This is a genomic window from Deltaproteobacteria bacterium, from assembly GCA_026712905.1.
Taxonomy (GTDB): domain Bacteria; phylum Desulfobacterota; class Binatia; order UBA9968; family JAJDTQ01; genus JAJDTQ01.
Map to the genome: position 1 here is coordinate 1 of JAPOPM010000057.1, position 13,876 is coordinate 13,876.

Below are 13,876 nucleotides of genomic sequence, written 5' to 3' on the forward strand. Positions count from 1 at the left end.
CCGATGCCGCCGTGTAGTCCAGGCCGGCCGTCGCCGTCCCGTCCACCGTCGCATACGATACCGTCACCGCCTGCTCGCTCGCCTTGCTCAGCGTCACCGCCAACTCCACCACGTCACCCTCATCCGCCCTCGCGTCCTCGATCGATACCTCCGGCAACACGGTCTCGACCGGAGGCGTCTCCGTGTCGTCGTCGATGATCGTCGCCGTCCCCGTGGCGTCGCCCAGCGTCGCCCCATTCGGCCCACTCAACTCCACCGTGAACTCTTCGTCCGACTCCACCACCTCGTCCTGGGTGGTCTGCACCTCGATTATCCGCTGCGTCGTCCCTGCCTCGAAGGTCAGCGTCTCGGACGTCGCCGTATAGTCCGACGCCGCATTCGCCGTACCGTCCACCGTCCGATACGACACGGTCACGACATCGTCGCTCGCCTTGCTCAGCGTCACCGCCAATTCCACCGTTCCGCCCTCGTCTACACGTCCATCATCGACCGATACCTCCGGCAATGTATCTTGATCGGTGTTGTCGGTGTTGTCGGTGTTGTCCGTGTTATCCGTGTTATCCGTGTTGTCCGTCGTGTCAGTGTTGTCCGTGTTGTCGGTCCTGCCCGTTCCCGCTCCGGAGTTGCCCGTCACCACCCCCACGTTGTGTATGGGGCATTCCGCGTTGTGGTCCCACACTTCGTGGGTGATCCTGACAGGCGTATCCGGTACTTCATCCACGTAAACCGAGACCTTCTTCCATTGGTCCCAGTTTTGCTGCGTGAACTCCCAGCCGATCGACGGTATCCAACTGATGTCGATGTCTCCGTCGCCGTCCGCGTCGTATTCGCCGCCGGCGCGGACCGCACCATTGACGAATATCCGGACCCACCATCCGTCAGCGGTCGGTTGCTCGGTCAACCTCAGGGAGTAGGTAACGGTTTTGCCCTTCTCGAACTTCAACGTACTGGTCGACACCTCGACGGTCCCATCCCACGTCTGGGCTTGCACCTGTGACGTAGCGGTGGCGCAAGCAAAGACCCACAGCGCCGTTGCGAGGAGGCCGAGACGCAGAAGGCGCAAGGCTCGGCCCTGCCAGGGTTTCAGATCGACGAACGGGATGGAGTGATTTGTCGTGATTCGCGAACAAACGGGGCGCCGTGCGCCGCCGTGACACGTTGAAGGGTGGGCGGAACCCAGGAGCGTTGATGAAGGGTTGGCTCGTCTATTGCCTTCCATAGGGTTCCAAAGGTGCATGCACGGATTCCGGGCGCGGGGGATCGATTCACCCCTATATATAAGGCAAACTACCCCTTCTGACCACTATATATACCACATGGACTCGATAAGTGTCACACGGGAAACGTTTGGTGCCGAAAGGGGCCCTTTCAACACCGTTTCCGCATGCTCTCCCGGGCCGCTCGGGACGGCCGTGCCGTTGACCGACACGGGCGTTTCTCATAGACGTGTGAACCTGATCCGACTGGTTGAGTCATTCCAACGGAGGCCATCATGGAATCGAAAATGCGTTCTCTCGAAGAGTTGAAGCCGGAGATCCTGCGCCGCGCCGGCGGCGCCAACCCTTTCGAATGGGTCAAGCCGGAGGACGCCGCGGAAGTGGTGGGATGGCTCGAATCCACCGAGGACGACCACTGGGCGGAGGCGTGGGGGCGCATGGGCGCGCGCTACGAGGCGCTGGGCGAGGAACAGGAGAAGAACGGTGCACCATGCGGCGAATCCTACTATCTCGCGTACGACTACTATCGCATCGGCCGCTATCCGGTGGCCTCGACTCCCGGCAAGCAAGCGTGCTACGAGGCGTCGTTGCGGAACTTCCTGAAGGCCGCGCCGCACATGGACCCGCCGTTGGAACGGGTGGAGATCCCCTTCGAAGGGAAGTCGCTCGTCTGCTACCTGCAGATACCCCGCGGCGCCGACCGGCCGCCGGTGGTGCTCCACTGGGGCGGGGTCGACGGCTGGAAGGAGGACAGGCGCCGGCCCAGCGAGGCGTTCCACCGGCTGGGGCTCGCCACCATGACGATCGACATGCCGGGCGTGGGGGAAAGCCCCCTGCTCGCGTCCGACCTCAAGGCGGAACGCACCTTCTCCGCCGCTCTGGACTACCTGGAAACACGGCCGGACGTGGACGGGTCACGCCTCGGCGCCATGGGCGGGAGCTTCGGCGGGTACTGGGCGGCCAAGGTCGCCCACGTGGAAGCGAAACGGTTGAAGGGCGCGGTGGACTGGGGCGGCGGCGTGCACCTGACCTTCCAGGAAGAGTGGCTGCGGCCGGCCCTGACCACACGGGCGGAGCAGTATCTCATGGGACCGGCCAGTCTGCTGGACGCGCGCGGGTACATCTTCCGCACCCGCGATCTCGACGAGATCCTGCGACGGGCGCCGACGCTCTCCCTGGTCACGCAGGGTCTCATCGACCAGCCGTGCGCGCCGCTGCTGCTCATCAACGGCAAGCTCGACGACCAGCATCCCATCGACGACTTCTACATGCTGCTGGAGCACGGCGACCCCAAGGATGTGTTCATCATTCCCGACGGGGGACACATGGGCCGGGTGCCGGGCAAGTCCAACGAGCCGGCGCTCAACGTGCTGGTGGAGTGGCTGCACCGCAAGCTCACGGGGTAAGGCTTCCGGGTGCGCCGGGGCCGCGGAGAACGGACGCCCTTACCCGTCGAAGAACCCCTCCCTGGCAGCCCACAGCCACAGGTGGGCGATCTTCTCGTTGTGAAGCTCCGCGTAGCCCACGTGGCCGTAGCGTGGGATGAGGACCACGTGACAACCGCGGGCGGCCGCGGCGTACCGTGCGCCCATGAACATCTCGCGCTTGTCTTCCAGGCGGTCTCCGCGGATCCAGTGGCCCCGGTCGTTCTCGCCCACCACCAGCAGCACGCCGGTGTCCTTGAGCCACGCCGGGTCGGGGTCCTGGAGGTGATCGTAGTACTCCTCCCGCGGCAGGCCCGTCAGCTCCACGTAGCGGTCGAGTATCCCCATGGCCGCATTGTGCTGGTTGTCGCACAGGCTGGTCTTCATCTGGGAACGCGCAGGGTTGGCCCAGGCCATGTACTCCTCGGGGCCGCCCCAGGGCGTGAGATCCTCCGGGTCTTCGTAGCGCGCGGCGCGAAAGCTCTCGGGCGAGCGCCGCGAGATCTGCTCCACCGGGACCTCATTGTACTCCTCGGCGCCGGTGCGCTCGCGCCATTCCTTGCGCCAGCCGTCCGGACCGCCGGAACCGAAGCCCAGCAGGCCGGTGACGCGGGCGCTGCGCACGAAGCGGTGCAGGTGCGCGGCCATGGGACCGCCGGTGGAATGACCGAAGGCGAGCACGTCGCGTCCCGGCAGGTGCGTGTCGGTGAGCTGCCCGGCGCCCTGCAGGATGGTGTTGAACGTGCACTTGAGGTTCCGGTCCAGGATCTCCTTCACGGGGAGCTCCCGGTCGAGCAGGTAGATCGGCATGCGCTCGGGCACGGGTTCGGTCCACACCCCGCCCGGCGGGTAGTGCCCCGGATAGGTCATGGCCAGGGTTACGAACCCCTGGGACGCCAGCACCCGCGCCAGTCCCGGGCGGCCGTCCGGGGTCGTGTCCATGATGCGTTCGCTGCCCGCGCCCCCGTGAAAGACGACGACGGCCCGGCCGGGGTCCGCCTCCCGCTCCGGCGTGTAAAGCGTGCCGTGGATGTCCCACTCGTAGCCGTTGCGCTCGTAGCGCGCCGTCACCTCGCGGCTCGTGAACCCGATCTCGGGATAGGGGGCGGGCATGGCCAGCCAGCCCTCCCAGTCCATCTTCAGCAACAGTTCGGCCGATCCCAACGCCGCCAGAATGTTCTCTATGGTTCCGCTTCGCGTGCTCATGAAGTGCGGGGATACTACGGCGTGAATCTTCCGGTCAACCCGACAAGCGGCAGGTGCCGGAGACACCACGAAGCATCACGTTCCGACCCGGGCAGAGGGTTCCGTGGGGTCCGGGTCTGCCCGGGGAACGGGGTCCATTGCGCTGGACCCCGTTCCGTCAGGCCGACCGCCCGCGCTACTTCTTCATCTTGAGCTTGGAGCGTACGTCCGCGGCGAGTTTCTTGACCGTTGCCTCGGCATCCGCGCCTTCGATGACGTCGACGAGCGCGGCGCCGATCAGGTCGGTGACCGCCACCCCCTCGGCGCCGGGATACGCGTACCAGGGACCCGAATAGGCCGCCACCTGGGCGTGGGCCCGCCGCGAGTTCTCGTTACGCGCGTAGAAATCACCGAGATAGCTCTTATCCTTGAGCACGATCTCGTTGGTGGGCGCGTATCCGGTGTTCTCCACCACAATCTTGGCGCCTTCCGGCCCGGTGGCGAACTGGATGTATCTCCACGCGGCCGCCTGCTTCTTGGGATCCCGTGTCAGCATGACGATGGCGGAGCCTCCCGTGGGGAAATACACGGTGGATTTGTCCTTCGCGGCCACGACGAGCGGGAGCAAACTCACCTGGAATCGCTCCCCGGCCCCGGCGACGACCCGCGTCAGGTAGGACGAGCTGTCGATGTAGATCCCGAGAGTGCCCGCCGCAAAGGCCTGACGCGCGGCCTTGCCGCCGTAGGTCTTCATGCCGGCTTCCTTGCCGAAACGCGAGTAGAGCTTTCCGGCCATGATCCCCGCCTCGCTGTCGAAGGTGATGTCGCTCTCATCCTCGTTCATGGGCCGGCCACCATAGGATCCCAGCATGCTCTGGAAACGCCAGTCATGCGCCGACACCCACACGCCGTCGATGTTGTCGCCGAGTGCGCTGATCTTGGCGGCCAGAGCGATCAAGCCGTCGAAATCGCGCGGGAAGTCGTCCACGGAGCCCCCGGCCTTGGAGACCAGTTCCGGGTTGACGTAGATCACCAGCGTCGAAGCGGAGGCCGCGATGGCGTACTGCTTGCCTTGGTACTGGCCGAGAGAACGCAAGGCCGGGGTGTAACCCGCTGCCTCGAACTTGGCGGCGTCGCCGATGAAGGGGTCCAGCTCCACCGCCAAACCGCGCGCCTGCAGGATGCGCCAGCGATTCAAGCCGAGGAACGCCACGTCGGGCAGCTTTTTGGCCACCGATTCCCGGAGCAGGCGCTGAACGCCCGCCGCATAGTTCTCCGCGGGCGCCTGGATCTCGAGCTTCACGTCCGGGTTCGCCTTCATGAACGCATCGGCGACCTTCTCCTGCACCTTCGCCCACAGATTCGGGTGGGCATAGTGCAGGGTCAGCGTCACGTCCGCGGCCGTGGCCGAACCTGTGGCCAGGAAGCACGCCAGCATCATTGCGAAAACGATCCTTCTCATCGGAAACTCCTTTCCTGTTCCATGCCGTCCGGGTCCGGACGGCGCCTCTGTTGCTCGTGCGACGCGAATGCGCGTCATCCCTTGAGTCCGCTCATGGTAATGCCTTGGACGAACTTCCGCTGGGCGACCAGAAACGCGATCACCAGGGGCGCGGTGACCACCGTCGCCGCCGCCATCAGCGGGCCGAAGTCCGAGCCCGCCTCCTCGTCGCGAAAAAACAGGATGCCTCGCGGCGGTGTCGCGAGGTTCGGGTCGCTGATCGCGATCAGCGGCCAGAAGAGGTCGTTCCAATGGGCGACCACGGAGAAAATGGCGAAGGCGCTCACCGCCGGCCAAGCGTTGGGGAACGCGATGCGCCACACGATGGCCGTCTCGCTCAATCCGTCGATGCGCGCCGCGTCGATGATGCTGGCGGGAACCGTGGCGAAGAACTGCCGGAAGAGAAAGATGCCGAACACCGAAGCGACGAACGGAAGGATCAGCGCCGTGTACGTATCCAGCAGATCGAGTTGTGCGAAACCCAGGAAAACCGGGATCGCCGTCACGTGGTAGGGCACCAACAGACCAGCCAGCACCAAGCCGAAGAGCAACCAGCGAAGGCTGAACCGCCGATGGGCCAGGGCGTAGGCGCAGGGCACGGCGATGAGAATCTGAAAGAACAGGATGCCGGCGCACACCACCACGCCGTTGAACAGAAACCGGAACAGCGGGACCTCGGCGAACGCCTTCAGGTAATTGCGCCACTCGATGCGGCTGGGGACGAGATCGATGCCGGGGGCGAAGATCTCCGCCGGGGGCTTGATGGAGAGCGAGAGCATCCACACGAACGGCAGCAATACGAGCGCCGCCCCGACGGCGAGGAACGCCAACATGATCGCCTGCCCCAACGAGAAGCGCGCTCTCATCGGTAGTGCACCCGCCTTTCCAGCAAGCCGAACTGCACGAGTGTCAGCGTCAGCACGAAGGCGAAGAAGACCATGGTCACGGCACTCGCGTATCCGGCCTTGAAGTAGACGAAACCCTCCCGGTACATGGCGTAGACCAGTGTATCGCTGGCGAAGCCCGGCCCGCCGCGCGTCAGCGTGGCGACCGTCTCGAAGACGCGGAACGCACGCGCCGCCGTGACCACGATGACGAAGAGCGTGGTGGGGCCGAGGAGAGGCCACGTGATGGTCCAGAACCGATCCCAGCCCGGGCGCACGCCGTCGATCTCCGCGGCCGCGTACAAGTGTTCGGGGATCGCGGCCAGACCGGCGAGGAAGAGGACCATGTTGTAGCCCACCGTTTCCCAGATGCCGATCACCGCCAGCGAATAGAGGACGATGCCGCGGTCCGAGAGCCACTCCTGGCCGGGCCATCCCATCAGCCCCAAGAGCTGATTCAGGAGGCCGACGTTCGGGTGCATCAGCATCTGCCACACCGTCGCCATGGCCACGAGCGTCCCGGCCACCGGCATGAAGTAGGCCGTGCGCAGGACTCCCGCGAGGGTCGCATTCCAGCTCGCCACCCGGTGGACGCCAAGGGCCACCAGCAAGGCGAGGAGCATCGACGCCGGCATGACGATGGCCACGTAGATCAGCGTGTTGACCACGGCGCGCCGGCCGATGGGGTCGGTAAAAAGGACGCTGTAGTTCTCGAGTCCGATCCAGGCGAAGCTCTGGGCACCGAGCTGGTAGTCGGTGAAAGACAGCACGGCCACGGCGAACACGGGTCCGAAGATCAGCACGAGCATCGCCACGGTGGCGGGGCCCACCAGCCACGCGTTGGCAAGCGCTTCGCGCAGCGCGTTGGGAAGGCGGCGTGTCATCATGCCGGTGCCGCCTCGGGCCGTTCCTGGGGCAACCGCGGCACGAGGCGGATCGCCAGCCGCGCCCCCGTCGACGCGTCGAAAAGGTGCGCCTGATCCGGGTTGAAGGCAAGACGGGTCTCTTCACCCGGCTGGCGCCACAACGAGTGGGCCGGAAGAATGGCGCGCATGGTTTCGCCGCCGGAGACGGCCACGGTCGCGACCGCGCTCGAACCGAGGTACTCCAGCCGTACCACCTTCCCGGCGATGAGGCCGTCCGCGGACGGGAACAGCGCCTCCGGACGCAGCCCGATGAGTATCCTTTCGCTCTCCGGGCGAGCGTCGAGGGCGAAGGATGCGAACGGCGGCGGCAGCTCTTCGGAACGCGTCGCGACCTCCACCAGATTCAAGGGATGGTCGCCGACGAAGGCCGCGATGTCCCGGGTCGCCGGACGCTCGTAGATCTCCCGCGGCGTTCCCGACTGGACGATGCGTCCGTCCAGCATCACGGCAATCTGATCGGACATGCTCATGGCCTCGGCCTGGTCGTGGGTGACGTACACGAACGTACGGCCGGTGCGCTTGTGGAGGTCCACCAACTCGCCGCGCATCTGGAGACGCAACTTGACGTCGAGATTGGAAAGAGGCTCGTCCAGCAGGAATGCGACGGGATCGCGCACCAGCGCCCGGGCCACCGCGGCGCGCTGTTGCTGGCCGCCGGAGAGTTGGCCGGGCTTGCGCTCGAGCAGAGTCTGGATATCCAGCAGGGCCGCGACTTCACGCACCTTGTCCCGGTGGGCGGCCGCAAGGCGCCGGGAGGAAGCCAGCACACGGTCCAGCACCGGCAGGCGCTGCCAGAAGCTCATGTTCCGCATCGCGAGCGGAAGCGTGATGTTCTGGCGAACGGTCATGTGCGGATAAAGCGCGTAGGACTGAAACACCATGGCAATATTCCGTTCCGCCGCGGCCAGGCCTGTCACCTCGCGTCCGTCGATGAGCACCTCGCCGGACGTCTGCCGCTCGAGTCCGGCGATGATGCGGAGCGTGGTGGACTTGCCGCAACCGGACGGCCCAAGGAGCGTCGCGAGGGTGCCCTCGGCAATGGTCAGCGAAACCCCGTTGAGCGCGGTGGCGGCACCGTAACGCCGGTGGACGTTCCTGAACTCGATGCGCCCGGATCCCATGCACGTTCTCCGGTGTCTCGGTCGTACTCCCCCAAGATGACGTTCGGTAGGCCGAGAAGGTTAAAGTTTGGTGACCGCGTCGGTCTGGTGTAGACTTTCACGGACGCTCGATCCGGGCGCGAGAATAGTACACCCCCGGTGCGGGGACAAGACGTTCGAGGGGACCCCCACACATGCAGCCCACCATGAAAGCCGTCGTCGTGAGGGAGTTCGGCGACGTCGACGTGATGCGGATGGAGCAGCTTCCCGTCCCCTCCCCCGAGGCCGGAGAGGTGCTGATCAAGGTCCACTCGGTTTCGGTCAATCAGACGCTGGACATCGCGGTGCGGCAGGGCCTGTACCGCACCGACCTGCGGTTTCCGGTGGTGCTGGGCACCGACCCCGCGGGTGTGGTGGTGGCCGCCGGCGACGGGGTGGCGTCCCCGTGCGCCGGCGAGCGGGTCGCGGTGGTGGCTTCCATCCGCTGCGGCGAGTGCCGCTTCTGTCTCATGGGCCGGGAAGACTCGTGCCCCCGAAGCAAGCACCTGGGGCTCGACCGCTGGGGCGGGTACGCGGAGTACGTGACCGTGCCGGCGGAGAACGTCTTCCCCATTCCGGACAACCTGTCTTTCGGTGAAGCCTCGGTGGTCACGCGCCACTTTCCCACGGCCATCAACCTGCTGCTCAACCACGCGATGCTCGAACAGGACGAATGGGTTCTGATCATGGGAGCCGCGGGGGCTCTGGGCAGTTGCGGCGTGCAGATCGCCCGGCACCAGGGCGCCCGTGTCATCGCGGCCGCCGGCGCCGATTCCAGGGCCGAGGCGGCCATGGGCTACGGCGCCGGGTTCGCCGTCAATTACCGGGAGCAGGACCTGGAGCAGGAGGTTCTCCGCATCACCGGCGGCCATGGCGTCGACGTGCTGTTCGAGAACATCGCCGACCCGACGCTCTGGCCCGGGGCCTTCAACAGCCTCGCCTTCGCCGGCCGTCTGGTGACCGCGGGCGCCCACGGCGGCGGCACCGTGCCGCTCGACGTCAAGCGGCTCTACCTCAAGCGCATCCGCATCATCGGACAGCCCGGCGCCACCCGCAAGGACGTGGAACTGGCCCTTGCGCTGGCCGGCCAAGGGGCGGTCCGCGCCATCATCGACCGCACCATGCCGCTGGAGCGCGTGAAGGAAGCGCACGAGTTGCTGGAACGCGGCGGGATCGTCGGCAAGATCGTGCTGGACCCCACCCTGGGGTGATACCCCTCCCCGCCCCTGGATTCCCGCCCCCGATCGGGGTCGAGGGCAAGCTTGCGCGGGAATGACGATTCGGGGGGTTGGCGCCAATTCTTGTCCCGGCGACGGTTTTACACAGCCTGGGAAGCGGGAATGACGATTCGGGGCGCTGGTGCCCTCCGGCGCGGGCACCGGGACAAATTGCCACATGCGGAACAGGCTGTTAGTTTGCTGTATCTACGGTTTCTTCAGCGTTCCCCAAACGAGAGGACGGGACTCCATGGCGCAACTCGTCACCATGCTCGGCATCACGCACAACCCCTTCATGCCGCGGCTGTTCAAGCAGGCGCAGCAGCCGCCGGGGGCGGCCAAGGTTCAGGAGCGGATCGCGATGATGCGCGCGAAGCTGGCGCAACACAAGCCGGACGTGCTCATCACCATCGGCAACGACCACCTGCACCAGTTCTTCATGGACAACATGCCGGCCTTCATGATCGGCAAGATGGACCGCTTCCACGGCACTTTCTACGACGAGGTGCGGGAATTCGGCCTGCCGGAGTGCGACCTGGCCGGCGACCTGGAGTTGTGCAACCGGCTCCTGGAGGGCGCCTACGAGCGCGGCGTGGACTTCGCCTATTCCAGCGAGTTGACGGTGGACCACTCCATCGTGGTCCCGATGATGTTCGTCAGGCCGGAAATGGACATCCCCATCGTCCCCATCCTGACCAACTGCATCGCTCCGCCGCTGCCCACCGCCCGGCGTTTCTACGAGGTGGGGCAGGCCATCCGCTCGGTCATCGACAGCATGCCCGACGGCAAGCGCATCGGCGTTTTGGTGAGCGGCCACCTGTCGCTGGAGGTCGGCGGCCCCAAACAGTTCGAGCGGCGCCTGATGGACGCGGACTTCGACTCCCGCGCCGTGGGCTGGATCACCACCGGCGACATCGACGCGGCCGCGCGCGACTGCAACCTGGAGCAGATGGTCCCCTCGGGCAACATGACCATGGGTTTCCTGAACTTCCTCATGGCCATGGGCGTGGCCAGTGGGGCGGCCCCGACGCACGCCGAGGGACTGGACGCGGGGTTCCCGGCGGTGCCGTTCTTTGCCTGGGAGCAAAAGGAAGAGGGAGCGGGCCTGTGAGCAAGTACCTGGTGAACAAGTTCATGCACGTGGTCAACATGAACGAGGCCGCGGAAGAAGCCTACGTGGAGAACCCGCCGGGCTTCGTCGCCCGGTGGGAGAAGGGCGAACGCCTGAAGTTCACGGCCGAGGAACGGCGCGCCCTGGAGCGGCGCGACTACGGCAGCCTGTATGCCATGGGCGCGCACCCGTTCCTGCTGTGGAGCTTCACCGAAGCCATCTGGCGCCACGAGGTGGACCGGGAAGAGCTGGTCAAGGACTACAAGGAAAAAGCCGCCGCGGTGGGATACCCGGACTTCGAGAGCTGAACACGCGCGCTGCTTCCGCCGAACCTAGCGTCCTGCGTCACAAATAGCTTGACGAATCCGCGGGTCCTTTTCGCCGTCGGCTGCGTTGCTCTTCCTCGCGTGGTGCCCGCCACTGCTCGTCATCGCGCCTTGCCGACGACAAAAATGCCCTCGCGGTTTCATCAAGCTATTTGTGACGCAGGACACTAGCAGCATCATTCGGCCCTTCTCTTGAGCCGCCAGGGCCAGTCGAGCCACGGGAAGCGCTCGTGATAGCGACGCACCAGCACGCGCCCGCCGATGGCGCAACCGACCCAGAAGACTACCTGGCTCACGAAGTAGGTGCCGGCCGCGAGTGCGAGCCGGTTGTGCTCCGTGTCGACGAAGGGCAGCAGCAGGATCGTGGCGCTGATCACCCACGAACCCGCCATCAACACCACCGCGAGCTTTTCGAGAAGGGTCATGGCATTCCGTGACGGGGGCACCCCGCCTGTGCACGCACCAGCCTTCGGCCGGGCGCGATTTTCCCTCGCTACCTTCCTGCCTCTGTTGAAACGAATGGACGCCGCCGGCACCCCGCGGATACCGAGCGCCGGACGGAGCCGCTACTGTGAATTACGGACGATACGCACGTCCACCGCCGCCACTCCCGCGCCCGCCTCCTTCACCATCAGCGGATTGATCTCCAGGTCGCTGAGGTGCCCCCGGTGCGCGGCGAACAGTCCGGACAGTCCGGTGATGGCCCGGACCAGCGCGTCGACGTCGCGGGGACCCTGCCCGCGTACGCCTTCGAGAATCTTGTAACCCTTGAGCTGACGGAGCATGGCCCGCGCGTCCTCGGTGGTGACCGGGATGAGACGCAGCGCCACGTCCTTCAGCACCTCGACGAAGGTCCCGCCCAGGCCCACCATGACGAAGGGGCCGAACTGCGGGTCCACCCGCGCCCCAAGAATGACCTCGGTGCCGCCGACCATCTCCTGCACCAGTAGCTTCGATCCCGCCGGCCCCTTGGCCAGCAGCTCCGCGCCCGCCTGCTCCACCCGTTCCGCCGAATCGAGCCCCAGCACTACGCCGCCCACCTCGGTCTTGTGCACCACCTCGGGCGACTCGAGCTTCAACACCACCGGAAAGCCCATCGCGCCGGCCTGGGCCGCGGCTTCGGCCGGGGTATCCACCACGGCTTCCCGCGGCGGCGTCAGACCGTGGGCGGCCAAACGTTGGTGCCACACCGGCCCCTCCAGATCCGCCGCCTTGCCGTCGGCGGGAGGCATCGCCGGTATTCCCAGACGCCGGCGCTGGCCGTAGGCGCCGAGGCCGTTGAGCGACCGCAGCGTGGCCTTGATGCCCTGCAAATGCGGCACTTCCGAGGCTTCCTGGAAGGCGCGGCTCTCGTCCATGAGGCTGTAGGTGGAGCGCGCGTGTGCCACGATGGGCTTGTCGATGCTCCGGGAGATGTTCTTCAGCAGGTCCGGGTTGCGCGTCTCGCCGAAGCGCGGCAGCTCGCCGTGGATGGCGAGCAGGTCCACACCGTCGTCCTCCGCATGAATGCGCACGATCTCGGCGAAGGTGTTCTCGTTGCCGAACCCGGCCACGCCGCACTCCAGCGGGTTCTCCACCATCAAGTCGTCGGGGATGAGCGGGCGCAGCGCCTGGTTGGACGCATCGCTCAGGGCGGCCAACTCGATGCCCACCTCCTCGATGTGGTCCAGCAGGATGCCCTTCATGCCGCCGGAGTTGACCACGATGGCGGCGCGCCCGCCCCGAGGGCGCCGGCCCGGCAGGAACGCCAGGGTCATCTCCGTGAGGTCCTCCAGGCTGTGGCAGCGCACCATGCCGTAACGGTCGCACGCCGCCGAGAAGACCTCGTCGTCCCCCGCCAGCGAACCCGTGTGCGAGATGGCCTGCCGCTTGCCCATCTCCGAACGGCCCAGCTTCACCACGATGACGGGTTTGTCGGCTTCCAGCGCCCGGGCGGCCATTTCCAGGAACATGTTCGGACGGCGGATGCCCTCCACCATGAGCACGATGATCCTGGTCTCGTCGTTGTCGATGAGGAACGACATGTAGTCGACCACGTCCAGGCTCACCTCGTTGCCGCTGGAGATGGCGTAGCTGAAGCCGATGCCGCGTTCCGCCGCCCCCTTCATCCAGTTGCCCAGGGAGCCGCCGCTCTGGAACACCGCAGCCACGGGACCGGGCTTGAGCAGCGGCTGGCGCTGCGCGTAGGTCATCATGCGCTGGTTCACCGACGCCGCGCCCATGCAGTTGGGGCCGCAGCAGACGATGCCGCTCTCCTCGCAGAACTCGGCCAGCTCGCGCCCGCGCTCGTGGCTCTTGGGATCGGTGCCTTCGCCGAAGCCCGCGCTGTAGATGGTGGCGGCCTTGGCTCCCAAGGGCACCGCCTGCTTGAGGGTCGGGATCACCGCCCGGCTCGGCACCAGCATCAGCAGGTGCTCGGCGGGCTCCGGCAACGCTTCCAGGCTCGGGTAGCACGGCGCGTCCCACAACTCCTCGTAGTTGGGGTTGATCAGAAAGACCTTGCCGGGGAACTCCGCGGCCTTGAGGCTGTGGAAGAGCAGGTTCGGCCAATTGCCCTTGGGCGAGGCGCCGACGATGGCAACGCTCTTGGCGTGCAGCAGGTCGGCGGCCGGACGGATGGTGGTTCTCTCGGTGGCTTCGGTGGTCATGTCTCCAGTTCTTTCCGGAAAGTTTTCGCTGCTGGTGTCGCGATCCTAGAACATCTCGATGCCCAGGGCACGCCACAGTTCTCCCTCGTACCACGACGCGTGGATCACCTGGTCGAACACGCCGTAGAGGAAGGCGATGATGCATACGGTGAGGCCTACGGAGATGGGCCAACTCTCGCCGGAGCCCACCTTCAGATACAGGAAAACGAACAGCGGCAGGGCGATCATCTGACCCAGGAGCCACGTGCCCACGATGATCCCGAGTATCCACAGGGCGATGATCGCGGTACGCACGAGC

At 66.1% G+C, this 13,876-nt stretch carries 13 protein-coding genes; 4 read left to right on the top strand and 9 right to left on the bottom strand.

All coding sequences use genetic code 11. From position 1 onward, the window contains the following. The coding region (locus OXF11_04375; GenBank protein MCY4486334.1) for a hypothetical protein at positions 1–1,237 on the bottom strand (1,237 nt) is incomplete at its 3' end. 255 nt (positions 1,238–1,492) lie between these two features. Between OXF11_04375 and OXF11_04380 the strand changes: the two genes are divergently transcribed. Further along, entirely contained in the window at positions 1,493–2,623 is a 1,131-nt protein-coding gene (locus OXF11_04380; GenBank protein ID MCY4486335.1) for an alpha/beta hydrolase, read from the top strand. Between the two features lie 39 nt (positions 2,624–2,662). Here OXF11_04380 and OXF11_04385 read toward each other — a convergent pair whose 3' ends face one another. From OXF11_04385 to OXF11_04405, 5 genes are all read right to left on the bottom strand, one after another. After that, positions 2,663–3,847, bottom strand: a complete 1,185-nt coding sequence (locus OXF11_04385; protein ID MCY4486336.1) for an alpha/beta fold hydrolase — start codon at positions 3,845–3,847, stop codon at positions 2,663–2,665. Positions 3,848–4,022: 175 nt separating this feature from the next. Next, a complete protein-coding gene (locus tag OXF11_04390) occupies positions 4,023–5,288 on the bottom strand; it encodes an extracellular solute-binding protein (protein ID MCY4486337.1) in 1,266 nt (421 codons plus the stop codon). A 74-nt stretch (positions 5,289–5,362) separates the two neighbouring features. Beyond that, complete coding sequence (locus OXF11_04395; protein MCY4486338.1) at positions 5,363–6,193, bottom strand: carbohydrate ABC transporter permease; 831 nt, start codon at positions 6,191–6,193, stop codon at positions 5,363–5,365. Continuing rightward, the gene (locus OXF11_04400; GenBank protein MCY4486339.1) at positions 6,190–7,098 is read right to left on the bottom strand and encodes a sugar ABC transporter permease; all 909 of its coding nucleotides are present in this window, start codon (positions 7,096–7,098) and stop codon (positions 6,190–6,192) included. Before OXF11_04400 ends, OXF11_04395 begins: the two co-directional genes overlap by 4 nt. Further along, on the bottom strand, positions 7,095–8,258 hold the full coding sequence (locus tag OXF11_04405) for an ABC transporter ATP-binding protein (protein ID MCY4486340.1): 1,164 nt from the start codon (positions 8,256–8,258) through the stop codon (positions 7,095–7,097). Before OXF11_04405 ends, OXF11_04400 begins: the two co-directional genes overlap by 4 nt. A gap of 185 nt (positions 8,259–8,443) precedes the next feature. Here OXF11_04405 and OXF11_04410 point away from each other — a divergent pair, with 185 nt between their 5' ends. The 3 genes from OXF11_04410 (at position 8,444) to OXF11_04420 (ending at position 10,912) form a co-directional block, all read left to right on the top strand. Beyond that, positions 8,444–9,487 (top strand): zinc-binding dehydrogenase, encoded by a 1,044-nt coding sequence (locus tag OXF11_04410; GenBank protein ID MCY4486341.1) that lies wholly within the window; start codon positions 8,444–8,446, stop codon positions 9,485–9,487. Positions 9,488–9,743: 256 nt separating this feature from the next. Then, on the top strand, positions 9,744–10,604 hold the full coding sequence (locus OXF11_04415) for an extradiol ring-cleavage dioxygenase (GenBank protein MCY4486342.1): 861 nt from the start codon (positions 9,744–9,746) through the stop codon (positions 10,602–10,604). Further along, a complete protein-coding gene (locus tag OXF11_04420; protein MCY4486343.1) occupies positions 10,601–10,912 on the top strand; it encodes a hypothetical protein in 312 nt (103 codons plus the stop codon). The genes OXF11_04415 and OXF11_04420 overlap by 4 nt, the downstream gene beginning before the upstream one ends. Before the next feature lie 194 nt (positions 10,913–11,106). Here OXF11_04420 and OXF11_04425 read toward each other — a convergent pair whose 3' ends face one another. The 3 genes from OXF11_04425 to OXF11_04435 form a co-directional block, all read right to left on the bottom strand. Further along, positions 11,107–11,355, bottom strand: a complete 249-nt coding sequence (locus OXF11_04425; protein ID MCY4486344.1) for a hypothetical protein — start codon at positions 11,353–11,355, stop codon at positions 11,107–11,109. Between the two features lie 141 nt (positions 11,356–11,496). Then, the gene (locus OXF11_04430; protein MCY4486345.1) at positions 11,497–13,578 is read right to left on the bottom strand and encodes an acetate--CoA ligase family protein; all 2,082 of its coding nucleotides are present in this window, start codon (positions 13,576–13,578) and stop codon (positions 11,497–11,499) included. A gap of 45 nt (positions 13,579–13,623) precedes the next feature. Then, on the bottom strand, positions 13,624–13,876 hold a 253-nt coding region (locus OXF11_04435), incomplete at its 5' end, for a hypothetical protein (protein ID MCY4486346.1).